The organism is Glaciecola punicea (genome assembly GCF_001756615.1).
GTDB classification, from domain to species: Bacteria; Pseudomonadota; Gammaproteobacteria; order Enterobacterales; family Alteromonadaceae; genus Glaciecola; species Glaciecola punicea.
In genome coordinates this window covers 100,783-126,103 of record NZ_LZXY01000004.1, presented here as the reverse complement: position 1 = coordinate 126,103, position 25,321 = coordinate 100,783, and the positions used below count along the sequence as shown (strand labels likewise).

Sequence of the window (25,321 nt, the reverse complement as noted above, 5' to 3'; positions counted from 1 at the left end):
TCGGTAACACATATAAGTGAGCCCGTTATACTGACGGGCCCCGCTTCATTTGGCTGCTGCGCTGGCGTGATTGCCACTCCTGGTCTCTATAAACAGTAGCATTACTGGCAGGCAATACTTGTCGCTTAATAATATCAGCGGCACGTTCGGCAACCATTATGGTAGGTGCATTGAGATTACCGTTAGGTACCGTTGGAAATACCGACGAATCGACAACACGAAGCCCTTGTAAACCCCTAACACGCATTTGTGGATCCACTACCGCTAAGTTGTCGTTGGCCGCGCCCATTCGGCAGGTGCCGCAAGGGTGATAAGCACTTTCTACGGTTGCACGCACAAAGGCATCTATTTGTGCATCGCTTATTACTTTATCGCCGGGTTGAATTTCGTCTCCACGATACTGGTCCATACTGGGTTGGGCGATTATTTCGCGCGACAACTTAACGCAAGCGCGAAATGCTTCGACGTCGTCGGGGTGTTGCAAATAATTAAATTGAATGTGAGGAGGACAATGCGGATCTGCATTTTGGACTTTTATCGAACCTCTGCTTTTGGGCTTATTGTGGCCAATATGAAGCTGGAAACCATGCCCCTCAAAAGCTGATTTTCCATCGTAACGCATGGCGGCAGGCAAAAAATGATATTGCAAGTCTGGCCATTCAAGCCCTTTTTTCGAACGAATAAAACCACAAGATTCAAAGTGATTAGTGGCGCCTAAGCCCGTTTTAAATAATATCCAGCGTACTCCAATGGCGAGTTTACTGAAGGGCCCTAACTTGCCGTTTAGCGTTATGGGCTGCTTGCACTTGTATTGGAAGTAAAATTCTAGGTGATCCTGAAGGTTTTCTCCCACGCCGGGCAGTTCGTGCTCCGGGCTAATGCCTGCAGCCACGAGTGTATCAGTATTACCAATGCCCGATAATTGTAAAATATGCGGAGAGCCAATTGGGCCCGCACTCAATATAACCTCTTTGTTTGCTAAAGCTTGGCTTATTTTGTTGCCTTTAAAGAACTCAACACCTACTGCTCGCTTGTCTTTTAACATGACTTTACTAACTTGAACCCCGGTGCTAACCGTTAGATTAGCGCGCTGCATCGCTGGGCGTAAATAGGCGTTAGCCGTTGACCAGCGCACCCCGTTTTTCACCGTCATATGCATGGCACCGAAGCCTTCTTGCTGATGACCATTGTAATCATCGGTTGCAAGGTAACCAGCATCCACTCCAGCATCAACAAAAGCTTGGTATAAAGGGTTTTGCATGTTGTTACCATTATTAACTGCTAGCAATCCGCCTTTACCGCGGTAATCATCACTGTCAAAGGCCCAGTCCTCGGCTTTTTTAAAGTACGGTAAACAATGCTGATAATCCCAGTTATCTGCGCCATGGGCCTGCCATTCATCAAAGTCGCGAGCATGCCCGCGCACGTACACCATACCGTTAATAGATGAAGAACCGCCTAAGACTTTTCCCCGCGGGCAGTGCATTTCCCGGTTATTTAAAAAAGGCTCTGGTTGACTGTGAAATTGCCACGCATATTTTTTGCTGTTCATAGGAATAGACAGCGCGGTTGGCATTTGAATAAATATACTGCGGTCTGAGCCGCCAGTTTCCAATAACAACACCGTGGTATTAGGGTCTTCGGTCAAGCGATTCGCCAGCACACATCCAGCCGACCCGGCACCCACAATGATATAGTCAAAAGTGTCAGTTGTTGCCATTAAAATGGCCCCTCAAGCTTTTCCATACCCACGTAAACTGATTTGGTCTGCGTATATGATTTGAATGCTTCAACCCCATTTTCACGACCAATGCCAGACTGTTTGTAGCCCCCAACCGGCATTTCCACCGGTGAGTTGCCATAGGCATTGATCCAACAAATACCCGCTTGCAGTTGCGCAATTACGCGGTGGGCGCGGCGTATATCATTGCAGAAAATACCTGCGGCAAGACCGTAAATGGTATCGTTGGCACGCCGAATAACGTCTTCTTCAGAGTCAAAGCTTAGCACCGCCATGACGGGTCCAAAAATTTCTTCGCGGGTAATGCTCATGTCGTCGCTGCAATCGGTGAAAATGGTGGGTCCAACAAAGTAACCCTTTTCACAGCCCGCTGGTTTCACACGTTCACCACCAAAGGCGAGAGTTGCGCCCTCATCTTTGCCTAACTGAATATATGACAGCACTTTTTGCATGTGACTTTCACTAATCAATGCACCCATATTAGTGGCTGGGTTGAGTGGGTCCCCCACAATAATATTGTCGCGAGTTCTCGCCAATAGACTTGTCATAAACGCTTCATAGCAATTTTTGTGCACAAACACACGAGTGCCATGAGTGCACACTTCACCTTGGGTATAAAAATTCGCCAGCATGGCGCCGGTGACAGCCTCGTCAATATTGGCATCTTCAAACACAATTAACGGCGATTTACCACCCAGCTCCATCGTCACATTTTTCAGCGTGCCTGCCGCAGCGGCCATCACTTTTTTACCGGTGCTGACTTCGCCAGTTAAGGATACTTTGGCAATTTTTGGATGCTTAACCAAATAACTGCCAACTGCGCCGTCTCCTTGGACCACATTAAACACACCCGGAGGTACGCCGGCTTTTATGAATATTTCGGCCAATAGGCTGGCAGTACGTGGGGTTTCTTCAGACGGTTTAAATATCATGCTGTTACCAGCGGCCAAAGCTGCAGCCGCTTTCCAGCAAGCGATTTGCAAAGGATAATTCCAGGCACCTATGCCCAAGCACACGCCTAATGGCTCGTGTCGGGTATAAAAAAAGTCATTGCCGACGCTTTGTTGTTCGCCCATCATCGAGGGACATAAATTAGCAAAATATTCAATGGCATCGGCACCGGTTTGCACGTCAACCTCTACTGCTTCTTGCCAAGGCTTTCCTGTATCTAGCACTTCAATTTTGGCGAGTTCGTCGTTGCGCTCTCTGAGCATGACGCTAGCGCGTTGCAAAATTCGAGCGCGCTCAATAGGCGGGGTTTTAGACCACGTATTAAAGCCTTCCTGCGCACTTTTAAGCGCCTCTTCTAGGAGTGCTTCACAGGCCGTTTGTGCGGCGTAGATTACGTTTCCGGTGGCCGGATTAATAATATCAAAACACGCATTATCGCTGTTGTCGACATAGCGGCCATGAATAAAGTTTTTTAGTAATGTAGAAGACAATGATACCGCCAATTTATGTGAGTCCTTATTTACGCAGCACTATAACTGTTTTATAAAATGATTTATGTGTTTTTTATACAATGCTTTCGTTGGGCTGAGCTTTTATTGATTTGAGAAACTTTTCGTAAATTGTAAGCAAAAGCTTACAATTATAGCCGCAATTGCTATGATAATTTACATAGTTGGGTGCCCTAACTAACAATTGTTTAAAGCAATTAAAAGACAGTCTTCATTGCGCTTCGGCAAAGAATAAAAGCGGGTATTATGCATGAATTAGCCTCACAAACCCAACCATGTTTTAGTGCTAGAATATACCTGTTGTGTAAACGCAAGATTAATGTCTAGCATGACTACTAGCAGATAGTTTTTGTCTATTCATGGTTATCGCTATAAAATGATTTGGCGCAGCTTTCGTGCCAGCTTGCTTTTAATTTAATTACAGGTCTTAGCGTCAAGTTCATTGTGCCTTAAGGCCATTATCATCCAAAATATCAAATCAATATTTTAAACATAGACTACTGGAGAAAACATGGACATCATCGCTCATAGAGGTATCAGTGCTCACTACCATGAAAATACCATGTTAGCATTTGAGAAAGCCTTAGAAATAGAGGTGTATGGTATAGAAGTGGATTTGCATCAAATAGAAGATCAATTTGTTATTTTCCACGATTTTCAGCTAGATAGACTCGCGCAAACACCTGCAGATATTGCCGACTTGTCACTTCGAGACATTTCACAGATACGCCTAGAGAACAAACATAAAATACCCATCCTTACCGAGCTTTTTGAATTAGTAAAAGGCACATGCATGCTAAACCTAGAGCTTAAGCACATATGCGATCCAAATATCTTGCTCAAACAAATAGCGCATTATGTTACACAGTATGAGGGTGATGTTGTTTTATCCTCTTTTAATCACCCACTGCTAGCGCAACTACAGGCATTAATTAAAGGGACAGAACTTAAACAGTATATAAAGTTTGGCGCTTTAATCGGGCATTTACCGGCGACAATGGCTCAGTATGCGGTTGATATGCAAGTAGATATAGCAGCAATAGATGCTAACTTGATTAACCTTGAGTTTGTAGAGCACGCACATTTACACAATATTAAAGTGTGGAGTTACACCGTTAATGTTGAGACAGCTTTCATTAAACTTAAAGAAATGGGGGTAGATGCAGTCTTTAGTAACGATCCGGCGCTGCTGTCAAAGCTCGCATAGAGCCATATCAAAGTGCACATTAGCAATTTCTGCAATCGCTATGGGCGGATTACATCATACCGCCCATGAAGTAGTAAGCTCTATAAAACATAAAAATGTTCGCAGAGCTTAAGAACTGCCGGCGTTACTTCAATCCTATATTCAAACAAAAGTAGGAGCCTGTGGCACATCCCCTCGCCTCGTTATGTAAACAATACAATCGTCTTTACCTTTATTTTCAAAATAACGAGTACAGCCCATTGGTGTACTGAAGTTATCGCCTTCGTTTAGCACAATAACCTCACCATCAATCTTTATAGTCAAGCAGCCATTATGTACAAAAATAACCTCTTCTTCTGCTCGTGTATGCGCTTCAATAATGGCGTCAGATTTAAGTTTTACTGCGCGCATCACAAAACCATGGGTCCAGCTGAGTTTAGATGCCTTGACCCCTTCTTTAGATGATGCAGGACCAACAAGTGATGCTTCTTGAACACCGTCAAATTGCGACAATAAGGTGTCATCCTGCCAGAAGAAATCTTCTTTATGCAGAACAATATCAACCAAATCTTTACTATTCACTATGCGATGTTCGGCAATCTGCTGTTGCGATGTGACTGGCATGGGAGAAATATTATCGGGGACTGTTTCGCCTTTGTTTGTATCAATCAAAGAACCATTTTCTAACAATACGAGTCCATATACTTTGGCTAAATCGAATACTGCAGGAGCCCATAACACTCGCCCAGGGTCATCGCTACCTAATACGGCATGCAGATATCCCAAGCCTTTATGCTCACCTTTTAGTAAACCTTCACGGCATTCAAAACCTCTAAATATACCTGTTGGAATAGAAATGACGTCGCCAGCAAACAATGTAATGCGTCCATCTTTTCCCTCTACGCCAGACATAAAGTCCCAACTGCCCGTATGCACAAGAAATACTTCTTCGGTTAGATGGCTATGTTGCGAGTTTAAGCATCCAGCAGGTTGGCGTGCCCCACCAATGTTAAACCCATGGGGAATACCAATATGAACGTGTTGTTCAGCGTTTTCAGCCACGCCAGGACCGATTATCGTAAAATTTTCTTTTTTATCTGAGCCTGGGCTACGAGTATCTATAAAGGCAGTCATGCATGCCTTTAGGTCATCATAACGAACCATTCTTTCTTGTAACGACATTATTTTTCCTTTTAGTATTGGCTAACGTGCGGTCCAGCCACCGTCTACTTTGATACATGTTCCAGTAATCATTGCAGATAGGTCGCTTAGTAAAAAAACACAAGCATTCGCAACATCATCTGTGGTGGCCAGTGATTTCATCGGGATCATATCGTACACAAATTTCTTAAAATCTGGATTTTTAAACATGGGCTCAGTCAGCTCAGTGAGGACAAATGTGGGTGCCACGGTATTCACACGAATGTGTTTTTCTGCCAACTCAACCGCCATCGCTTTGCTTAGCCCTTCAACGGCATGCTTCGACATACAATATAGTGTGCGATTAGGTGAGCCAACAAAGCCCATTTGCGACGACATATTAACAATGGCGCCACCCGACTCAGTCATTTTAGCAGCGGCCGCTTTTGCTGTTCGATACATACTCTTGATATTTATATCAACCACGTCATCGAGGTCTTGGTCTGCTTGCTCAAGCATAGGCGCTACGCGGTTAGTACCTACATTATTGATTAAACCGTGTAATTCTTTCAATGCTCGTACGCGTTGCACAAATGACTCGTTAGTAACATCTTCTTCCCATACTTCAATATTTTGACCAGCTAATTGCCGCAGACTAACAAGGTCTGCACGCGTTCTAGCAACCGCAATTACACGTGCCCCACATTGAGCGGCCAAAATAGCGCAAGCTCGACCTATGCCCTTTCCTGCGCCGGTAACTAAAATCGATTTCCCCACTAATAAGTCAGCGCTAAATCCAGACATCAATTCACCTTAAAGTATATTTTGCATTCGAAGTCATTATTAAGTAAGATAATGTTAATAGCAATGAATTTGTTTGATTTATCCATTATAAATTATACCTTGGAGCTCGTAAATGATTAAGTATTTAAAGAAAGGACCTACTCAAGAAGAGAAAGTAGCGTCGAACAAAAAAGTGCAGACTATTGTTGAAGATATTATTAGCAATATTGAAAATAATGGCGACGAAGCGGTAAGAGAGTATTCAGAAAAGTTCGATAAATGGACTCCGAAGTCATTTAGGCTTTCTAAAGAAGAAATAGCAGATTGTTATGCTCAACTTGATGAACAAGTTATTTCTGATATTCGCTGGGCTCAAACGCAGGTGAGAAACTTTGCACAAATCCAACGTGACTCGATGAAAGACGTTGAAGTAGAAACGCTGCCAGGAGTGACCCTAGGACACAGACATATTCCAATGGAGTCGGTTGGTTGCTATGTGCCCGGCGGCAAATATCCCCTGGTTGCATCTGCGCATATGAGTGTAGTAACAGCAAAAGTAGCGGGCGTAAAACGCGTCATTGCCTGTGCCCCTCCTTTTGACGGTAAACCGTCAGCAGCGATAGTTGTTGCTATGGACATGGCTGGAGCTGATGAAATTTATTGTTTTGGCGGAGTACAAGCAGTTGCAGCAATGGCTATTGGTACCCAAACAATTGCACCTGTCGACATGATTGTTGGTCCAGGTAATGCTTTTGTCGCTGAAGCTAAGCGTCAATTATTCGGGCGTGTTGGCATTGATTTATTTGCCGGGCCCACTGAAACACTCATCATAGCTGACGACAGTGTAGATGGAGAGCTGTGTGCTGCAGACTTATTAGGCCAAGCAGAGCATGGTCCAACTTCGCCGGTAGTACTGCTAACGAATAGTGAAACCCTCGCGAAAGAAACGATGAAAGAAGTTGAACGGCAATTAAAAATACTATCTACTGGTGAGGTTGCCGGGCAAGCTTGGCGAGACTTTGGTGAGGTAATTGTGTGCGATACTTACGAAGAAATGCTGAGCGTTGCAAACAACCTTGCATCTGAACATGTTCAGGTAATGACCAAAAATGTAGGTTATTTCAAAGATAATATGCAAAACTTTGGTGCTTTGTTTCTAGGACCCGAAACCAATGTATCCTATGGCGATAAGTGCATAGGAACAAATCATACACTACCAACTAAAAAGGCAGCACGCTATACTGGTGGTCTATGGGTTGGAAAGTTCATCAAAACATGCACTTTCCAATATATTACAGAAGAAGCCTCGGTAGTGGTTGGTAATTATTGTTCAAGATTATGCGCGCTAGAAGGGTTCGCTGGACATAAGGAACAAGCTGACATAAGGCTCAGACGATACGAGAAATAATATTGACAAAAACTAAACGTGTCACATCCTACGATGTCGCTAAAATAGCTGGCGTTTCTCAATCGGCCGTTTCTAGAGTATTTCAGAAGGGCCGAAGTGTTTCTAAAAAAACCAGAGAAAAGGTCTTAGCAACGGCAAATGATCTCGGTTATCAGCCTAATGCGATAGCCCGAATGCTTATTACCAAGCGTTCAGGTATGGTTGCGGTAATTTTATCTTCCCGCGTTAACCTTATTTATCCGGAAGTGTTGTCGTTGTTGAACAAACGTTTATCTGAAAAAGACGAAAGGGTGCTACTGTTCAACTTAGATGACGCTGCAGGCTTAGATGATATTTTAGAGCACATATGGACTTTTCAATTGGATGGCGTAATAGCAATCGCAGCCCATTTTGACAATGAAAGTATTAATAAATTTAAAAAACATCAAATCCCAGTTGTACTCTATAACCGCCGTGTGGCTGGCCATTCGGCAAGTTCTGTTTGTTGCAACCATGAACAAGGTATTTTTGAATTAGTTGATATTTTAGATAACTTTGATCACAAAAATTACTTGGTTATTTCTGGACCTACTGAATCTGATGTTGCTCTAGAGCGCTGTGAACTGGCAATAAGAGCACTTGCCAATAAAGGATACAAAAATGTACCTGTGCAATATGGCGATTTTACCTATAAATCAGGACGTCACGCATTTTCAGAGTATATGGCATCACATCCACCACCTACCGCCGTGATTTGCGGCAATGACACTATGGCAATAGGCGTAATAGATGAAGCCAGGAAAAACTTTGGTTTAAGAGTCCCAGAAGATTTATCGGTAGTCGGTTTTGATGGCGTAAATGCTGTATTTTGGCACAGTTACCAGCTCACAACGATTAAGCAGCCTGTAGAGCAAATGACTAAATCTGCGGTTGATATTTTACTTGAACAAATAGCATCTCCTGAAAACCCTCCGCAACTTCGTGTATGGTCTGGCGCTTTAATTGAGGGAAATACGGTAGGGCCGGCAAGGAATGAAAAGTAAGCCTTTGATGGTATTTATACCTGGCACTTTATGCACCAGTGAGGTCTTTACGCAACTGCTAAAAAAATTACCCTATGAAACTAAAACCATCGAGTTTAATGACCACGATAACTTAAACGACATGGCCGCTGAAGTTATGCACGCTGTGGGAGAACGTTCATTTATTGCAATTGGATTTTCCATGGGAGGCATGGTGGCGTTGGAATTGATTCGCATGAATGTTAAACAACTTGCTGGAATAGTACTTCTTAATAGCAATTGCCACGCAGATTTGCCGGGGCGCAAAGCAGGTCGCGATGCTCATTTAGAAATCGCTAAAACCCAAGGTATCGAAACACTTATCAAGCAAGAATATTTACCCCTTTACTTTTCCAATTCGAACGGTCCTGAAAGCGAAGTAGTTGTAAAAATGGCTGCACAGCTAGGCGCTGACACTCTTAAATCACAGTTGAAAGTATTGGCTGAACGTCCTGATTCATTGAGTATATTAACAAATTTCAGTAAACCATTATTAATAGTAGGTGCGCAAAACGACCAATCTTGTCCGCCCGAGCATCAACAAGTAATGGCCAGAATAGCCAGACAATCTGAATTGCATATATTGCCAGATTGCGGCCATTTTGCGCTTTTACAAGCACCTACATGCATTGCACATTTAATTAACCAGTGGGTAAACAAATACTATGCATGAGTTTAAACAAGCGTTAGCTACCAAACAGCCATTATTGGGGACATTTATAAAAACGCCCCACTTTCATAATACCGAAGTACTATCAAAGCTGGGCTTTGCAACATTGTGCCTTGATGCAGAACATGCCCCTTTTGACAGGCGCGATTTAGACACCTGCATTTTGGCAGCAAAGGCCAATGGGCAGCATGTATTAGTGCGCATCCCAAATGATCATCACGAAACTATTTTAAACACCTTAGACTTAGGTGCCGATGGCATTGTTATACCGCATGTAAAAAGCGCTCAGCAGTTAGAACATATTGTTAAACAATGTTACTACGGTCATAACGGCAGAGGTTATGCAGGGTCTACAAGGATGGCCGGTTACACGACTAATAACATGCAACAGAACCTTGCGCATAACGCCAAAAATACTGCGGTAATCGCGCAAATAGAAGATATAGATGCGCTTGACCAACTAGAGGCTATTTGCCAAGTAAAGGGCGTTGACTGTTTATTTATTGGCAGAATGGATTTAACAGTTGCGCTAGGAGAAACCGATCCGAACGCGCCTAATGTCCTAAAAACAGTCGCTAAGATTGTTGAAGTTGCTAATAAATATGAGCTTGCTACCGGTATGTTTATTGCTAATTTAGACGAGTTGGATCATTGGCTTAAACAGCGGGTCTCACTTTTTTTATTAGGCTCAGATCACAGTTTTATGCTGGCGGGCGCTAAACAATTGCAAACCAAATTCGAGCAAGCTAAGCAATCGCAATAATGAGGCAAGCAAGCTATGAGTAAGATTGTGTGGTTTATGAAAACGATGCTAGTTGTTTTACTATCAAGCTCATCAATTGCTTGTTCAAGTGACCATTTAAACCATCAAAATAAACCACTCATGAATTGGACAACGCCAGACATTCCAGAATTGTCTGTTTTATCCATACCGCATTTGCGCAAAAGACAATATGGCAGTAAGTTTGTAAAACTTATAGCCGTAAACAACAATAGTAGCGGCTATTCGTCTTTCATGTCCAGCTATCAAAGCGACGGATTAACCAACTATGCACGTATCGATATTCCGCAAAAACCTGCGCCTACAAGCGGCTATCCTGTTTTGATTTATAGTCATGGTTGGGTCGGAATTGATAATGCACCGTCATTTAATTTCTTCCTTGAGCAAAAAGGCAGTCAAGCCAAGTACATCGATAATCTAGCCAGGCAGGGTTACGTAGTCGTTACGCCAGGCTGGCGTGGCCATGGCACAGTAAATGGTATTGCGGCCCAAGGGATAGAATTCATGCAACGTTGGGATAACGCCAGTTACATCAGCCCTTTATTTTATGCAATCGACATGCTCAATGCGCTTGATAGTATAGATAGTTTGGCCTCAGTTGAATTTGACCGTGATCCGCTGAAAGTCGACTTAAATAAGATCGTCTTAGCAGGGCATTCTCAAGGGGGCGACTCTGCACTAGTCATGCTCGCAATTGCCGGTGAGCAGTCGAAGGTTAGAAATAACATCGCTTCAGCGTCAATATTCTCTGGCTGTTTTTTACCGCGTCTAGTTCAAGGTGGCCTTTATGGCAGCATGGCGACAAGTCCTGAGGCATTTATGTCGGGAGATGGCACTTGGACAAAAAGTGCGATAGGCAGAAAAGGTGAAATCAATGCTAACTTTCAATTTCCTTATCCGCCAGATTGGATTGGCACAGTTGATTCAAGTGCATGGTCATGGCAAAAACAAACTTGGTCGGTAAGCTCAGTAAAACAAGCCTATATTAATACGTATGATCAAATGTATGGAGTACTTAAAGCCAACGAGCTAGCTGTGGGTTATTACACACTCGCCACCGACACTGCCGGGAAAGTGCTGGTTGAGCACTCCACTTTTATTAAAGAAGCTTACGCTAAAATGGATGCTATTTACTATCCGCAGTTTTTAAGTGAACCCTTAGCCCTGCATTATTCAGACCGTGACTACTATTCTCCACCTTTTTGGAATCAGCAGTTAGTCGTTTCATTAACAACAATGAATTCGAAAATAGCTGGCTTTGAATACAGAGGTAACACTCACTCATTGACCATCAGCGAGCATAAGTGGTTTTCTGAAGGCTATACACAAGCGGGTATTGATCAACTAATAGCGCGTGATATCGAGTGGTTTTCTCAGTAACCATAGAAACGTTTACATGAGAAGATTAGCCTTAGCGATATTGTTTAAGAGCTTGCAATAATGGCTGCACCGCGTCACCATATTTTTGCCAGCTATTAATACTTGTTTTATAAATAGGCTGCCTTACTTGTTCAGCGCTTGGAGTCATTACTATGCGATGTGTTTGATAAAAACGTTCTGTTGCTTGTTCATAATCAAGACCTAAACAGTCGAGTAATCGAGCTGTTTCCTTTGGTTGGTTGTCAACCACCGCTTCATATATGAGTATGATGATATCTTCGTTATATAATCCTGTCCACAATGCCATGAGGCGCTCATGCTCACGGTAGTAATGCCCAAGGGCATTTAAATCATGCGCGTAACCTTGACTATCATCAAAGGGTAATTTAAAAATAGATAGGCAATTATCTGCAGCATCACGCTGGCAATATACAAACTTAGCATCGGGCAAAATAGCTTTGATAAATCCTACAAAATTATAATTGAGCGGATTTTTGTCGGTAAAGTAGGCATGTTCGCCAAAGGTTTCAAGCATTCTTCGCTTGTACTGGCCACCAAGTTCGGTAAGTTGCACTTGGCTAAGTTTAGTTAAGCAATGAGGATAAGGTGAATTGGTAATTTGCTCTGCTTTTTTAAGCAAATCATTTATATAAGAGAGTTCACCTGCGCCAAAAACTTGCGAATGAGATGCTAGAATTTGTTCAGCGAGACTGGTGCCTGAACGCGGCATACCAATAATGAAAATGGGATGCACTTGCGCCATACATACGTCACCAGAGAGTGCCGGCATTACAGTTTCCATCAATACCCGATATTGTTCTGTTAAATTAGCATTATATGGACATTTTTCTGCTTTTATACGCTGCGCATTGGCATAGTTTTTTATCGCTAAGGTGTACTGCTTTTCCTTGTCGTAATATACCCCTAATGCGAACAGTAAAGACGCTCTAAAAATGCTTGGGGTTGCGTTATCAGCCAGCAGCTCAGCGATTTTGTCGACTTCTGTAAGCGTTAACATTTGATGCTTAAGTTTAGCCAACTGGTAAAATGAACTAGCATGATTAGGCGTATGTTTAAGCGCCATTCTAAAACTTGTAGCGGCGGCATCAAAGTCACCTAGCTGTTCTTGCAATACGCCAAGATGATTATGCGCTTCACTGTTGTTTGGCTCTTGCTTGATTGCAGCCTGCAGGCATTCTTTTGCTTTTACATAGTGGCCAAGTTGTTTTAGTGCCGTAGATAAATTGATACACGCGGGCATGTAGTTATCGATTGTAATCGATTTTTCAAACGTTTGTCGGGCATTCTCATAGTCGACTTTCGCGAGTTGGATTTCACCTCTCACATTTAAAAAATAACTATTATTGGGCACTAAATGGTTGGCCTGATCAATTGCTTTTAAGGCAATATCTAAATTGCCAAGTTCTTTTAATGATTGTGCAAAATTCGATAAACATTCTGGATAATTAGCATCTAACTTAAGGGCTTCATCAAATGATAGGGCTGCCAGCTTATGCTGGTCTTGTGCTGCTAATACATTGCCCAAATTATTAAGCGTTTGGGCTTGTTCAGGATTTAGGGTTAAAGACGAATTAAATGCTTCTTGCGCTTTTTTGAATTGATACAACTCTTTATATGCAAGCCCTAAGTTGTTATATGTTTGTGTGTCTTGATTGTTAACGGTAAGGGCTTTTTCTAGCATAAGAATGGCTTGGTCTGCTTGTTGCAATTGAATAAACACAACACCTAGCAGATTTAAGCCATGCTCATTTAAGGGATCAACTTTTAAAATATCTTCAAAGACTTGCTGAGCATCAAGCAAGCGCTCATTTTGTAGTAACTGAAACCCTTGTTGTAATTGATTAGCGATTTGTTGGTTCACAGCGTTCCTTTGGCTTTTTACTTATTTATTTTTGCTATATTGGAAATTCAGTCAAAAAAAAGCCTACACAACGTAGGCCAATATATACTAGCTTCGCACAACTTTAAAGCTTAGAAGTTATACGCAAATCTTACACCAACGTTACGCGGAGAATTGTAGTCGTATGCAACCCTCGCGCGGCTAAAGATCTCAGTGTAGGTTTTAATAAGCTCGTCAGAAGCATTATTAACGTAAGCTTGCACAGAATAATCACCGTCAACAGAATCCCATTTAACTGAAAGGTCTATCTTAGTATAGGCGTCTTGGTCAGCAAAAAATACCGGCGCGCGGTTACTGATATAACCTGAGTTATAGTAAGCGAAAACATGCGGTTTTATAGTACCCATGTCACCCAAATCGAAAAAGTAAGACACACCCACACCAATGGTCATATCTGGTGTGTAAGGCGTATCTTCGCCATCAACAACATACACAATAGCGTTACTAATTGTTTCTGAGCCAATTGGGGCCACACCGTTCCAAACAAGATTGCCGGCATCCACAATAAACTTGTCATACTCTGATAGATCAATCGACACACCAAAATCAACAACTAGGACATCTGTTACATCCCAAAAACCTTCGATTTCAAACCCGCGTGATAGGATTGAGCCACCAGGGACTTGTGTTGCTACCGCAACACCCGTAGTGCCTTGTTCAATAAAAGCAGTGGTTGTTAATCCTTCAAACTTACCGCTATAAGCCGCCGCATTTAAGCGCAATGAGCCGTCTAGTAAGGTTGATTTCACGCCTATTTCAAATGCTTTGTTAGTTTGTGGTGCGAGCAGCTTTTGAGTAGCAACATCTGTAGATCCAGCAATATAAGCAGTCGCATACGTTGCATATACCATGAGATCATCGTTGATGTGATAATCTGCGCCTAAACGATAGTCAGTATTGTCGTCTTTTCCTCGCTTTACTTCACGGCTTCCGTAGGTACGAGTTGGTAATGCTGGTCCTAAACGAGCCGCAGTGTCACCAAAACTTAGTGGATCGGCGCTTTGAGATTCTCGGTCATCTTCAGTATAACGAATGCCCGCCGTAAGATTCAATTTTTCACTTAATGCATAGGTGGCCTGTCCATATAGAGCGGTTGATTTAGTACCACCACGACCTTCGCTATTCCAATATGCCCAAGATGGCGTTTCTGGCGTTGCACCTGCATAACCCGAGTAAGATTCTACTAAGCTACCAAAAAGATAAGCTGAGGTGTTCTCTGGGTCTTGGCTATCAAAATAATATACACCAACAGTATACTGTAGTGGACCATCAAATAACGATGAAACCGTCACATCAAGTTGCTCTGATTTACTTGTGCTGTAGTTTCCATCTACCCAAGAAGCTAAACCAGACAGATCTGCATCCATCAGGTTAAGTGACTGATAGTCAAATACCGCAGCATTAACCATTACACTGTGATCGGCCACTTCCCAGTCAATATTGACATAAAACGCTGTCTCTTCAAGCTCTCGATTAGGGGTATAATCATAATCGATGGTTCTTGCGCCGGGTACAATGGTCGCGAATGGGTCGCCGTTACACACGTTACCGCCAGAGACAGTTCTTCCCCCAGGTCTGTCAGGTGAGCCATCGGCACAGCCTTCATAAACACCAAAGCGCGGGTCTAGAAATCCGTCAGCTGCATTAATGCGGGTAGTATCGTCTCTATCAATGGGAATACCGCCCGGTTTGTAACCATAATTTAAGCTGCCGTTACCCGTATCTTTCCAATGCGACGCGGTCAAATTGATAGAGAAGGTATCGCTTGGGGTGAACAACAATTGTCCACGGACATAGGTGTAATCAGAATCTTTTATGTCGCCATTTGGATTATTAATGTTTTCAACGAAACCATCGCGTTTTTCATCGGCTGCGGTTATTCGAAAAGCAACGTTGTCACTTACCGGAACATTTACAAAACCTTCGGTTTTAATCAGGCCAAAATCACCCAGCGTTACCGCGCCACCGAATGCGAACTCTTCAGTGTCAGGCTTTTTAGTAATAACATTAATTAAGCCACCAAAGGTGTTGCGACCAAATAAAGTGCCTTGCGGTCCGCGTAATGCCTCTATTCGTTCAATATCCAAATAACCTGCTAAAGCCTGCCCGGTGGTAGGTAAGTACATATTGTTATGATAAATAGGAACGGCGATATCGGTGGTACCTGCGCTGCCTGCACCGCGTAAGATTATTTGCGGGTTGTTCCCAAAACTGGTTACGGTCACGCCAGGAATGGCCTTTTCTAATGACATGACATCGTTAATTTGCATGTCTACCAATTCGCTACCGCTAATAGCAGTAACCGCTAGCGGCACTTGTTGTATGTTAGTAAGTCGTTTGGTTGCACTTACCTGTATCACTTCAATTTCACTTTCTTTTTCTGTATTCATTTGTGCGTATGCATTTGAAAAAATCAAAGCATTTGCGACTGCTAGAGCAACTGTTGTTTTAGTTAATGTGCTAAGTTTTATTTTCATAAGTTCCGTCCTAAAGCAATTCTTATTTGACTGTATTCCCGCGCAGCCAAATACTGTATCAACCTTAATCGATAATGACTGTGGATTTTAAAGTACTTCGAATTCAACATTAAATCAATAGGAAATATGTTAAAAAATTGAATAAAATGTGTTAATTGGGGTATTTTATCAGTTTTATATTAAGGTATTACAAATAATAAAGAATATTTAAAGACTTCGAAGTCAACCTTTTCATCTGCCTGCTTTTTTAAAAATGGTAGCACAATTACCAATAGTACCTTGCACATGTCTTTATCACCCTGCTTGGATTGAACATGACATAAAAGATGACATTGAAACTCAAGCTTCCATTTCAAGGTACTGCGCTTGACCAACTTAATCTTTATGCATCTGCCAGCTGACGGGATTAATTAACTAGCGTTAACAATTCTTGAATCTGCGCTTGACATATTTTGACTTCGAAGTCTACAATCACTGCCTAATAAATACACAGTCCGACAAAGCGTTGTAGCACTAATACTTGTTGCTAGCGTCAGCGAGCGTCTGAAAGTTTCACAATGCTTACATTTAATAATAAAAAGGAAAAAAGATGATGGTAATTTTAAATAACAGAAGGTCTCGAATTTGTGCCGCTGTACTAACCGCCCTGCTTGCCCAACAGGCGGTAGCTCAAGAGTCAGACGAACAATCCAATGAAACCACCAACCAGGTAGGCCTTGAAGTCATCGAAGTCACCGCGCAAAAGCGCGTGCAAAGCCTTCAGGATGTTGGCATTTCAGTAACCGCCTTAAACGCTGCAGCTATACAGCGATATGGCATCGATGATATCAGCCGTATCGAATTAATCACGCCTGGAGTTGCCTTCGGATTCGTGGGGTCAGATGCAAAAATTGCGATTCGTGGTGCTAACTCTAACAATACCTTTGCGGATAACTCTTCGATCGCAGGCTTCTTTGCCGACGGTGTTTACCGACCTAGAGCGTCACAGCAGTCACAAGCGTATTTTGACGTTGCTCGTATAGAAGTACTAAAAGGTCCTCAGGGTACTCTTTATGGACGAAATACCTTTGCCGGTGCAGTCAATCTAACCACTAATAAAGCATCGCTTAGTGGTTTTGACATGGGAGTCAAACTTGGCTACGAACGATTTAATCGCCAAAGCACTGAGACCTTCATTAATCAGCCAATTACTGATGAATTAGCGGTAAGAGTAGCGGTACAGACTCTTCGCAGCGATGGTTATATCAAAAACATTGGGCCAGCTGGCGATCTTGGACAAGAAGACAGTTTTAACTACCGCTTTAGCTCTTATTGGGAACCAAGCGAAACCTTTGATGCAACCTTGAGATTCACTTCTATCAATCAAAAAGGCACAACGCCGGGTATATTCTCAGCAGAAGGTTTACCTGCTCCGGTTAATCAGGATGGAATAACCGATTTTCGTGGACAATCTTTGGATTCTGGCAACCCTGCACCAGGCTCAGCCGGCACAGATTCAGCCTTCGGTCGGCCTAACGAGGTCAGCTATGACGTAGAAAACAATCGTGATAACCAAGAGGATAACATCACCTTAGAGCTCAACTGGGACCTCAACAGCATCACCGTGAAATCCATTTCTTCCTATACAGACTTTAGCAGTGCGCTGGATTTCGATGGCGACTTCAGCCCGAATCCTGGCTATGTGTATTATTGGGACGAAGAGGTTGATTCTGTCACGCAAGAACTGCAGATTTCTTCCAACAGTGAGAGTGATCTGTTTTGGACCACCGGCGCTTACTATTCAAAAGACCAGATTGGTTTTGGTTTTTCCCAATTTAGAACACAAACCAACGCGTCGTTCGATACCTTCACCGATACTCAAGGTAGAGATTTTACTTTGTTTGATGGTACCGAGTTAATTGACCCCTTCGGAAATGGCAGCTTTAGTGACTACACCGACTTTCAGGAAATTGACGTAACCACTTTGGGTTTATTCTTCCAAGGGGAATACAGCGTTTCCGATGCCTTAACGTTAATTGCGGGAATTAGATATAACGAGGAAGAAAAAGACACCACTACCTCTTTCGGTACATCAAAAGCTAGCGATGGTAGTTTCTTATCTGGTGTATCTGAGTTTGGTCTGAATGGACGTCCAATAGATTTATTTAATTACACGGTGTCACAAAACAGGTCTGGGTCAGAAACCTTTGATATTGTCACTTGGAAAATCGGCTTTAATTACGATCTAAACGACGACTCCATGGTGTATGGCTCAGGTTCTACAGGGTTTTTGTCTGGAGGTCTCAACAGTAACGGGAGCTCATTTGACCAGCAAGAGTCAGAAGCATGGGAAGTGGGCATGAAAAACAGGTTCTTAGACAACTCATTACAGGTGAACTTTGCATTTTATATGAATGAGTTTTCTGACCTCGTTACCCAACGTTTGATATTCCCTGAGGGCGATGGGTCTACCGCAATAACCGTAAGTGAAAATGCTGGGTCTTCAGACGTTATTGGTTTTGAAGCCGAAATTAACTGGTTGCCAGCAGACAATTGGTTTATCAATGCTGGACTGTCCTTGATGGATGCGGAATATGACACTTTTGGTGTGACTAACCCCTTCCAATTAAATGATGGCTCGCTAAAAGCTGAGGTAAATAACGGACTACTTGTGCTGGACGGTGTTACCCCACCTTGGTCGCCAGAGATGACCTTAAGCTTTGGTGCAGGATACGAGTTTGATCTTGGCGACAGAGGCACAATAACGCCTTACTTACAGTTCTACTATTCGGGGGAATATGATACTGATGACGTATCAACATACGCAAGTCAATTACAAGACTCCTATACCAAGACAGATCTGCGCATTACTTGGCGCTCAACTGATGAGACCCTTTCACTAGAAGTGTTTGCTGAAAACCTTGAGGACGAAGAGGTCTTGGCTAGAACGAATGTTGGCGGTAATAATTTAGTACAGGGCAGTTATCTGCATCCTAGAAATTACGGTGTGAAATTAAGATATCATTACTAATCGCTAATATCGCAATAAAAAGAGAGCGTGGATTGAAGTGCCTCCTTTAAGGTGGACACTTCAACTAAGTTGCTATCAAGGCTTTATTCTGGGTACAGTACACAGAGTAAGGCCTTTTAATTTTAATGGGCCTGACTTCCCTGTGTGGCCTCAAACCATCGGTTTCATTGTCACTTAAACTCTTCCACAACCTCCCTAGAGAGGATGAATTATAAAAAGAAGATTATGTTTTGATTTTCTCATAAAAAACCCCTCGAAAGTTTTGTCTAACATTCGAGGGGCACTTCAAGCTAAGTGATTGAAAAGTAAGCTTTCCATTATCTTACAGACATCGAAGTAAAATCTACATTTTGTCCGTTTTTTAAACATTACCGTGCTTTGTTAAATTCCCGCATTCTAGCAAATACGTCTACGCCTATTTGGTCGTATACCGATAGCAAATCAACTAACACCCAATTTTCACGAATGAGCTGGCCTTCAACGCGCCAAAAATCTAAACTGCGCATGGTAATTTTTTTATTGCAAGGGGCAATACCAAGCCACCCAGAACCACTTACCGTCATATACATACCCGGCCATGCTGTAAAGGCAGCGTAATTGTTGTCTGCAAATAGGTGACCCTTACTAGGATCCCCAACCCGATCTGGCAGGCCATTTAAAAATGGGATTTGATGCCAATCTCGAAAACCGCTAATGCCACGACCTGTGCCGATCCCTGAAGGACCATACCATGAACATTTTGGATGCCAGTACTTATTTAGCTGCATCGCTTCTACACCACCGCTGGCATAATTGCCAAGTGCACCACACATGTCGTTAACAATTTGTTTAGTCTGCTGAGTTTGCGCATTATCATAACGTGATCGCTCAATCCCGTCTGAGCTTGCTGGCGCCGGCACTTGCCACTCTCGACCAAGACTGGGAGCTAGTGGCCATGCATTAGCTTGCAACATAAGTTCAGGAATATCCCAAATGCCTTGGTACTCAGTTACCTTATTATCTTCAAATTGGTAAAATTCATGAAACCTTAAAGATGCTATATGACCTGTCGCTGGAATATCTAACCAGGACTTTTCAAATGTACCGCAGTAATAGCCACAGCACCCAACCCAAATCTTTCCATTTTCGGTAATCCCCGACACAATAATTGTATCTCGCCTCTCTATATTCGGCATTGATTGATACAATGGCATTATAGCGTCGGCGAACAAACCATCCGCTCCATTTAAATCTTCAAAAGGAAAACACAACTGCACTTTAGCTTTTGTAGCAAACAAATCTAACAAACACTGCTGTACCTTATCAGGCTCAAAATTGTACTGAACTTGGCTGAGATTTTTGATTTTTTGTTTACATTCGTAAAGTTGTTTTTCTATTAGGTCAGTTTGCATTAAATACCTCTTTAATAAGTGCGATGTCGTTTTGAATAGCTTGACTAAAATCCCTTCTACTATTTATAAGCTCTGCTGTATTGCAATTATACAAACCAAGCAAAATAAATAGTAAGACTGTAGATTTTATTTTTGTGGATTTAATATAGAAGCTGTTCTTGACATCGTATTGAACCAATGGCTAATTGCCTTGTTTAACACAAAAAGTTTATTTACTAATGACTTCGAAGTCAATTAATAATATGATGCCTGTGGTATATAAATAATAATTCTAAAAAAAACACCTAGAGGCCTTACTATGAACGAATTCGGCGCCCTCAATTGGAGTATCCTCATTGTATATGTTGTTGCTAATATACTATTGGGTTTGGTAATCGGGAAGAAAATAAAAACCGACCAAGACTTTTATATAGGACAAAAAAACACCCCCTGGTGGGCAATCGGTATTTCAGTTGTCGCCACTTATGTAAGCGCCCTGACTTTCTTAGGCGCGCCGGCTTGGGCATACAATGACGGCATAAGTGTTATTGCGATACACCTTAATTATCCGCTAGTTATAATGGCCGTGATCATCTTCTTTTTCCCATTCTTTTATAATGCCGGTGTAGCGTCTATTTATGAGTATCAAGAAAAACGCTTTGGTAAACGCGCAAGGGCACTAATTTCTTCAATTTGGTTAGTTTCACAAACCATGTCGTCTGCAGCTGTTTTGTATGCCACCTCTGTTGTACTCAGTTTTATAACCGGAATAGACGTAATAGCAGCAATATTCATAGTGACGATCATCGCCCTTATTTATACCGTGCTAGGCGGGATTACCGCTGTTATATGGACCGATGTGATTCAGTCGATCATTTTATTTGCAGGTGCCGGCATCATCTTTTATGCCCTTGTAACTGAAGCTGATGTATCGGTAATTGACTCACTTACGCAATTAAAGGCTGAAGGCAAACTAGACCCATTAAATTTTGATTGGGATTTCACTGCTACCACTACGGTTTGGAGCGGGATAATTGCTATGTCGCTCTACCACACCACAGTATATGGAACGAATCAGATGATGGTTCAGCGCACTCTTGCCGCAAAAAATATAGGCGATGCTAAAAAATCCTACTTGTTAATGGGTTTTGCTGCTTTCTTTATTTATTTCTTCTTTATCGTCTTAGGTGTTTTGTTTTACACCTATTACGAAGGCCGCACATTTGAAAATGACAATACGATTATCCTGCAATTCGCCGCTGACTATGGCATGCCTGGTTTAATGGGAATTATTGCTGCAGCAGTAATGGCTGCGTCTATGTCGAGTCTCGATTCTGCGTTTAATTCACTATCCACTATTTCAACTCTTGATTTTTATAAAAAATACTTTAGGAAAAACGAAACCAATGCTCACTACCTAAAGGCTACTCGCTTATTCACCTTATTTTGGGCACTACTAATTATCTTCCCTGCCATTATGTACCACTTACACAGTTCAGGCTCAATTTTAGAAGTGCTAAGTAAAGTAGGGTCCTATTTTGTAGGCGCTCAGTTAGGCATGTTTGCCTTAGGCTTTTTCTTTAAGCAAGCAACCGAAAATGGACTATTAGTGGGCACATTCGCCGGTTTTGTGGTGGTGGCTGCGGTGGCTTTAGGTACCGATATCGCCTGGCCATGGTATTGCCTGATCGGCGCTTCAGCAAATATAGTAATGACCTTAATTGCCAGTCGAATTATTGACGGGAAGCAAACCGAACTGTCTGAATACACTGTCAAAGGTCAGCAATTGAAGTTTGCTCGAGAAGGTTTAGATGAAAAAGAAAATGGCTGGTATCGCGTGCCAGGTAGAGTTGATCGTATCAACTACTGGTTGTTTGCGTTCTTTATTTTGACCATTGTGTTCCTATGGTCTTTCCAATATATGGTGTAATGTGTACATGAACTCAATTATTGATAATTTTTATCGCAGTTTAGAAACAGGCAAATCGCTTAGCACTATAGTAGATGACAATATTGTGCTAAATGCTTCTTATCCTATCGATCAAATAGTGGGCATAGAGGCCATCGAAAAAGACTATTGGCCACTATTTACAAGTTCTTTTGAACACTTAGAACGTAAAGCATTCATTGAGTTTGACAGTGATTATGAAGGCGCTCGTTGGATTGCTGCGACGGGATATTTTAGCGGTGTTTTCGTAAAGGATTTACTAGGTATTCCGGCCACCGGTAAACTCTTATATTTACGTTTTACCGAACTAGTCAAAATAACGGAACATAAAATTGCCGAGTATTACATTATTTTCGATTTTTTAGATGTAATGCAGCAAGTGGGTGTTTTTCCATTGCGCAAAAGTATGGGCCATAGCGGGCTGATTATGCCGCCCACCACAATGGACGGATTATCGCCTATTGAAGTCAATAAATCTGAAGCGGATAAATCCCAGCAGTTGGTTTTAAACATGCTTGACGAGCTAGGTAAGTTCGACGGAAAGTCATTGTTGAGTATGAAACTTGATAATTATTGGCATGAAGACTTTATTTGGTTCGGGCCAGCGGGCATTGGCACAACGAAGGGTATTAAGAGTTTTCGCGATCATCACCAAGGGCCCTTTGTATTTAGTTTTCCTGACCGTGTGGTAGACCACAAAGCCTGCATTGTTAAAAAAGGCAATTATGTGGCAACTGGCGGCTGGCCACATATGCACGGTACGCACTCAGGAGGTGGCTGGTTAGGATTACCACCTACCAACAAAACGCTTGAATTAAGAGTAATTGATATATGGCGACGCGACGGTGAGTTGTTAAAAGAAAATTGGGTAGGAATTGATATTATTCATATATGCAAGCAAATGGGACTAGATATTTTTGCTGACATGAAATCAAGCCTCTAATCAGCTTTACCTCAGCTTAAGTTAACTTAGGCAAACGACTATTTTTGTAGAGAAAGTAATAAATTATGAATCACAAAACAGCGCTAACTAACAATATTATGCCTTTGCCACAAAGCAACGTGACACAACTATATTGGAAAAATTTGCCTGCGTTATTAAACCCGACCGCTCCCAAAAGCCAAACTTTAGAAGGCTTTGATAATGAGTTTATTGATATTGTCGACTACATTATTCGTATAACACATCGAATATGGGAACAAAAAAATGTGGGTTTATGCAACAATTATTATGCGGAATATTGCCCCGTGCATACTTTGGGCGCTTATGCGGATGCCGTATCAAGCGTAGTCACAGGAACATTGCAAACTATTAGCGCTTTTCCAGACCGTTCGCTCATTGGTGAAAATGTAATTTGGCGGGACCTTGGACCCGATCAGGGGTATTACTCTTCACACAGAATTACGAGCATCATGACCAACAAAGGGCTATCAGAATTTGGTGAAGCTACACACAAAACTGGACGTGTAACTACGATTGCAGATTGCGTCTGCTTTGAAAACAAGATTGTATATGAATGGTTAGTCCGCGATAACAGTTTTTTGGTCAAACAATTAGGAATTGAAGTGCTGGATGCTAGCGAACATTTCGCAAAAATTCCTACACATCCAAAATTTGAAGAGTGGCGCCAAGCTGAAATATGCCGAGTAAGAGCACAGCAGCAAAGTGAACATCAGTACAAAACACCTGTCGATAAAGCGGTCCTTGAATTTAGCAGCAAATGGCTTGATACCCTGTTTAATCAAAAAAACTTTGGCAAAGCCAATGTCTTTTATCACATAAATGCAAAATTACAATGGCCAGGTGGCCGGCAAGCAGTGGGTATTCCTGGTATCAAAGGAACTATTATCCAATGGTTAGCTTCCTGTCCAGACGCACAAGCTACCTGCGACCACGTATGTGCTGTTCCCTTCGAACAAGAAACAGATGTTGTTGATATTGCAATAAGGTGGTCTTTAACCGGCACATTTTCTTCAAAGGACAAAAAACTGTCTGCATACTGTGGACAAAACTTTTTTATATTGGCGGCATCGCATTTGCGCTTAGTCAGCGGAAAGATTGCTCAAGAGTGGACGGTATTTGATGAAGTCGCTGCTTATGCGAATCTTATAAGAGACTTTAATAGCACAAACGATAATAGCGGGGCAAAATAATGCTAGATTCAATTATTAACGCATTTACTAAAGGCGATTTAGCTGGCCTAAACTCTAAGCTATTACATAGTGCTTATTGGTCGCAACACAACGCAACACTCTACGGTTCAGAAAAACTAAACACTGTTCTATCACATTGGTTAAGCTTTGCCGGAAAGTGCACTGTAGTAGATCATCATACAATTGAGCAAGGCAATCACTGTATTATTCATCTGACCTTCGAGCCAATAAATAACAAAGTCACCATCAATTACGTGTTTTGGCTAGAAACCAATCATCTAATGATTAAATCAGTAAAGGCAATCGTTGATACTGTTCAATTGGCTACTGCTAGTCAACATGAACGCAAACAAGTCAGCGCTAGCTTGCCCGCATCAGACCCGCTAATGATATCTGATTACGATCAGCAAGACCACTTGCAAAACGATATTGCATGGCCGTCAATGTTAGTTGGTAAGCATATTGAAAAGGCTGAAATACTCGACGCTTGGTGGGCACTTTGGGGTCAAAACCAATTGAGTAATATAGACAAAATTTATAGTGAGAATGCCATTATTAATTTGTCCGGTCACAAGACCCACCTAAATAGAGACCTATTATTTGAATATGTATTATCAAAAACAAGCAAACTTACCAGGACCTTTGCTCAGCTAGAGGACATTGCAATAGATGGCCAACATGTTGCAATTAAGTGGTTTCTAGATGGAGATGAAGGTAGTCATAAAATTAGACTACCTTTTATTTCCATACTAAAAATTGAAAGTAATCATATTACAAACGAAACAACGCTTTGTGACGTGTTAGCGTTTAACAAAAGCTTCCCACTTAGTACTTTATTTGAATAAGCTTAGT

Annotated in this window: 18 protein-coding genes; 11 read left to right on the top strand and 7 right to left on the bottom strand. The window is 42.1% G+C overall.

Translation table 11 applies throughout. The features are described 5' to 3' along the window. Positions 1-25: 25 nt before the first annotated feature. Positions 26-1,720, bottom strand: a complete 1,695-nt coding sequence (betA, locus tag BAE46_RS06620) for a choline dehydrogenase (RefSeq protein WP_006005642.1) — start codon at positions 1,718-1,720, stop codon at positions 26-28. Then, positions 1,720-3,183 carry a betaine-aldehyde dehydrogenase gene (betB, locus tag BAE46_RS06615; protein WP_070112240.1) on the bottom strand — a complete coding sequence of 488 codons (1,464 nt, stop codon included), beginning with the start codon at positions 3,181-3,183 and terminating at the stop codon, positions 1,720-1,722. Before betB ends, betA begins: the two co-directional genes overlap by 1 nt. A 529-nt stretch (positions 3,184-3,712) precedes the next feature. Between betB and BAE46_RS06610 the strand changes: the two genes are divergently transcribed. Beyond that, positions 3,713-4,408, top strand: a complete 696-nt coding sequence (locus tag BAE46_RS06610) for a glycerophosphodiester phosphodiesterase (RefSeq protein ID WP_070112058.1) — start codon at positions 3,713-3,715, stop codon at positions 4,406-4,408. A 141-nt stretch (positions 4,409-4,549) separates the two neighbouring features. Here the strand turns inward: BAE46_RS06610 and BAE46_RS06605 are convergent, their stop codons facing one another. Together BAE46_RS06605 and BAE46_RS06600 are read right to left on the bottom strand one after the other, a co-directional pair. Next, positions 4,550-5,569 (bottom strand): cupin domain-containing protein, encoded by a 1,020-nt coding sequence (locus BAE46_RS06605; RefSeq protein WP_040520727.1) that lies wholly within the window; start codon positions 5,567-5,569, stop codon positions 4,550-4,552. Positions 5,570-5,590: 21 nt separating this feature from the next. Further along, on the bottom strand, positions 5,591-6,331 hold the full coding sequence (locus tag BAE46_RS06600) for an SDR family NAD(P)-dependent oxidoreductase (protein WP_006005650.1): 741 nt from the start codon (positions 6,329-6,331) through the stop codon (positions 5,591-5,593). Positions 6,332-6,443: 112 nt separating this feature from the next. On the opposite strand from BAE46_RS06600, the gene hisD reads away from it, so the two are divergent. Genes hisD through BAE46_RS06575 form a run of 5 tightly spaced genes read left to right on the top strand, consistent with a single transcriptional unit; the run spans position 6,444 to position 11,589 of the window. Continuing rightward, complete coding sequence (hisD, locus tag BAE46_RS06595) at positions 6,444-7,718, top strand: histidinol dehydrogenase (RefSeq protein WP_006005652.1); 1,275 nt, start codon at positions 6,444-6,446, stop codon at positions 7,716-7,718. A gap of 2 nt (positions 7,719-7,720) precedes the next feature. Continuing rightward, positions 7,721-8,740, top strand: a complete 1,020-nt coding sequence (locus tag BAE46_RS06590; protein ID WP_040520729.1) for a LacI family DNA-binding transcriptional regulator — start codon at positions 7,721-7,723, stop codon at positions 8,738-8,740. Beyond that, complete coding sequence (locus tag BAE46_RS06585) at positions 8,730-9,431, top strand: alpha/beta fold hydrolase (protein ID WP_006005656.1); 702 nt, start codon at positions 8,730-8,732, stop codon at positions 9,429-9,431. Before BAE46_RS06590 ends, BAE46_RS06585 begins: the two co-directional genes overlap by 11 nt. Next, the gene (locus BAE46_RS06580; protein WP_006005658.1) at positions 9,424-10,191 is read left to right on the top strand and encodes an HpcH/HpaI aldolase family protein; all 768 of its coding nucleotides are present in this window, start codon (positions 9,424-9,426) and stop codon (positions 10,189-10,191) included. The genes BAE46_RS06585 and BAE46_RS06580 overlap by 8 nt, the downstream gene beginning before the upstream one ends. 15 nt (positions 10,192-10,206) lie before the next feature. Further along, on the top strand, positions 10,207-11,589 hold the full coding sequence (locus tag BAE46_RS06575; protein ID WP_070112056.1) for an alpha/beta hydrolase family protein: 1,383 nt from the start codon (positions 10,207-10,209) through the stop codon (positions 11,587-11,589). A 31-nt stretch (positions 11,590-11,620) separates the two neighbouring features. On the opposite strand, the gene BAE46_RS06570 is transcribed toward BAE46_RS06575, so the two are convergent. Continuing rightward, complete coding sequence (locus BAE46_RS06570; RefSeq protein ID WP_070112054.1) at positions 11,621-13,471, bottom strand: tetratricopeptide repeat-containing sulfotransferase family protein; 1,851 nt, start codon at positions 13,469-13,471, stop codon at positions 11,621-11,623. 110 nt (positions 13,472-13,581) lie between these two features. Continuing rightward, complete coding sequence (locus BAE46_RS06565) at positions 13,582-15,987, bottom strand: TonB-dependent receptor (protein ID WP_070112051.1); 2,406 nt, start codon at positions 15,985-15,987, stop codon at positions 13,582-13,584. A 589-nt stretch (positions 15,988-16,576) separates the two neighbouring features. On the opposite strand from BAE46_RS06565, the gene BAE46_RS06555 reads away from it, so the two are divergent. Next, entirely contained in the window at positions 16,577-18,997 is a 2,421-nt protein-coding gene (locus tag BAE46_RS06555; RefSeq protein ID WP_070112047.1) for a TonB-dependent receptor, read from the top strand. 368 nt (positions 18,998-19,365) lie between these two features. On the opposite strand, the gene BAE46_RS06550 is transcribed toward BAE46_RS06555, so the two are convergent. Further along, positions 19,366-20,388: an ester cyclase gene (locus tag BAE46_RS06550; RefSeq protein WP_006005668.1), complete on the bottom strand. Its 1,023-nt coding sequence runs from the start codon at positions 20,386-20,388 to the stop codon at positions 19,366-19,368. A gap of 298 nt (positions 20,389-20,686) precedes the next feature. Here BAE46_RS06550 and BAE46_RS06540 point away from each other — a divergent pair, with 298 nt between their 5' ends. The 4 genes from BAE46_RS06540 (at position 20,687) to BAE46_RS06525 (ending at position 25,314) form a co-directional block, all read left to right on the top strand. Beyond that, complete coding sequence (locus BAE46_RS06540; RefSeq protein ID WP_006005671.1) at positions 20,687-22,297, top strand: sodium:solute symporter family transporter; 1,611 nt, start codon at positions 20,687-20,689, stop codon at positions 22,295-22,297. A 7-nt stretch (positions 22,298-22,304) separates the two neighbouring features. After that, positions 22,305-23,258, top strand: a complete 954-nt coding sequence (locus BAE46_RS06535) for a nuclear transport factor 2 family protein (RefSeq protein WP_006005673.1) — start codon at positions 22,305-22,307, stop codon at positions 23,256-23,258. A 65-nt stretch (positions 23,259-23,323) separates the two neighbouring features. Beyond that, the gene (locus BAE46_RS06530; protein WP_006005675.1) at positions 23,324-24,469 is read left to right on the top strand and encodes an ester cyclase; all 1,146 of its coding nucleotides are present in this window, start codon (positions 23,324-23,326) and stop codon (positions 24,467-24,469) included. Beyond that, positions 24,469-25,314 carry a hypothetical protein gene (locus tag BAE46_RS06525; protein ID WP_006005677.1) on the top strand — a complete coding sequence of 282 codons (846 nt, stop codon included), beginning with the start codon at positions 24,469-24,471 and terminating at the stop codon, positions 25,312-25,314. Before BAE46_RS06530 ends, BAE46_RS06525 begins: the two co-directional genes overlap by 1 nt. The last annotated feature ends 7 nt before the right edge of the window (positions 25,315-25,321 follow it).

What these genes read in the sequence shown, in the direction of transcription:
- betA (WP_006005642.1), bottom strand. Translation starts at nt 1,720, where the DNA reads ATGGCAACAACTGACACTTTTGACTATATCATTGTGGGTGCCGGGTCG.
- BAE46_RS06610 (WP_070112058.1), top strand. Translation starts at nt 3,713, where the DNA reads ATGGACATCATCGCTCATAGAGGTATCAGTGCTCACTACCATGAAAAT.
- BAE46_RS06605 (WP_040520727.1), bottom strand. Translation starts at nt 5,569, where the DNA reads ATGTCGTTACAAGAAAGAATGGTTCGTTATGATGACCTAAAGGCATGC.
- BAE46_RS06600 (WP_006005650.1), bottom strand. Translation starts at nt 6,331, where the DNA reads ATGTCTGGATTTAGCGCTGACTTATTAGTGGGGAAATCGATTTTAGTT.
- hisD (WP_006005652.1), top strand. Translation starts at nt 6,444, where the DNA reads ATGATTAAGTATTTAAAGAAAGGACCTACTCAAGAAGAGAAAGTAGCG.
- BAE46_RS06585 (WP_006005656.1), top strand. Translation starts at nt 8,730, where the DNA reads ATGAAAAGTAAGCCTTTGATGGTATTTATACCTGGCACTTTATGCACC.
- BAE46_RS06580 (WP_006005658.1), top strand. Translation starts at nt 9,424, where the DNA reads ATGCATGAGTTTAAACAAGCGTTAGCTACCAAACAGCCATTATTGGGG.
- BAE46_RS06575 (WP_070112056.1), top strand. Translation starts at nt 10,207, where the DNA reads ATGAGTAAGATTGTGTGGTTTATGAAAACGATGCTAGTTGTTTTACTA.
- BAE46_RS06565 (WP_070112051.1), bottom strand. Translation starts at nt 15,987, where the DNA reads ATGAAAATAAAACTTAGCACATTAACTAAAACAACAGTTGCTCTAGCA.
- BAE46_RS06555 (WP_070112047.1), top strand. Translation starts at nt 16,577, where the DNA reads ATGATGGTAATTTTAAATAACAGAAGGTCTCGAATTTGTGCCGCTGTA.
- BAE46_RS06550 (WP_006005668.1), bottom strand. Translation starts at nt 20,388, where the DNA reads ATGCAAACTGACCTAATAGAAAAACAACTTTACGAATGTAAACAAAAA.
- BAE46_RS06540 (WP_006005671.1), top strand. Translation starts at nt 20,687, where the DNA reads ATGAACGAATTCGGCGCCCTCAATTGGAGTATCCTCATTGTATATGTT.
- BAE46_RS06535 (WP_006005673.1), top strand. Translation starts at nt 22,305, where the DNA reads ATGAACTCAATTATTGATAATTTTTATCGCAGTTTAGAAACAGGCAAA.
- BAE46_RS06530 (WP_006005675.1), top strand. Translation starts at nt 23,324, where the DNA reads ATGAATCACAAAACAGCGCTAACTAACAATATTATGCCTTTGCCACAA.
- BAE46_RS06525 (WP_006005677.1), top strand. Translation starts at nt 24,469, where the DNA reads ATGCTAGATTCAATTATTAACGCATTTACTAAAGGCGATTTAGCTGGC.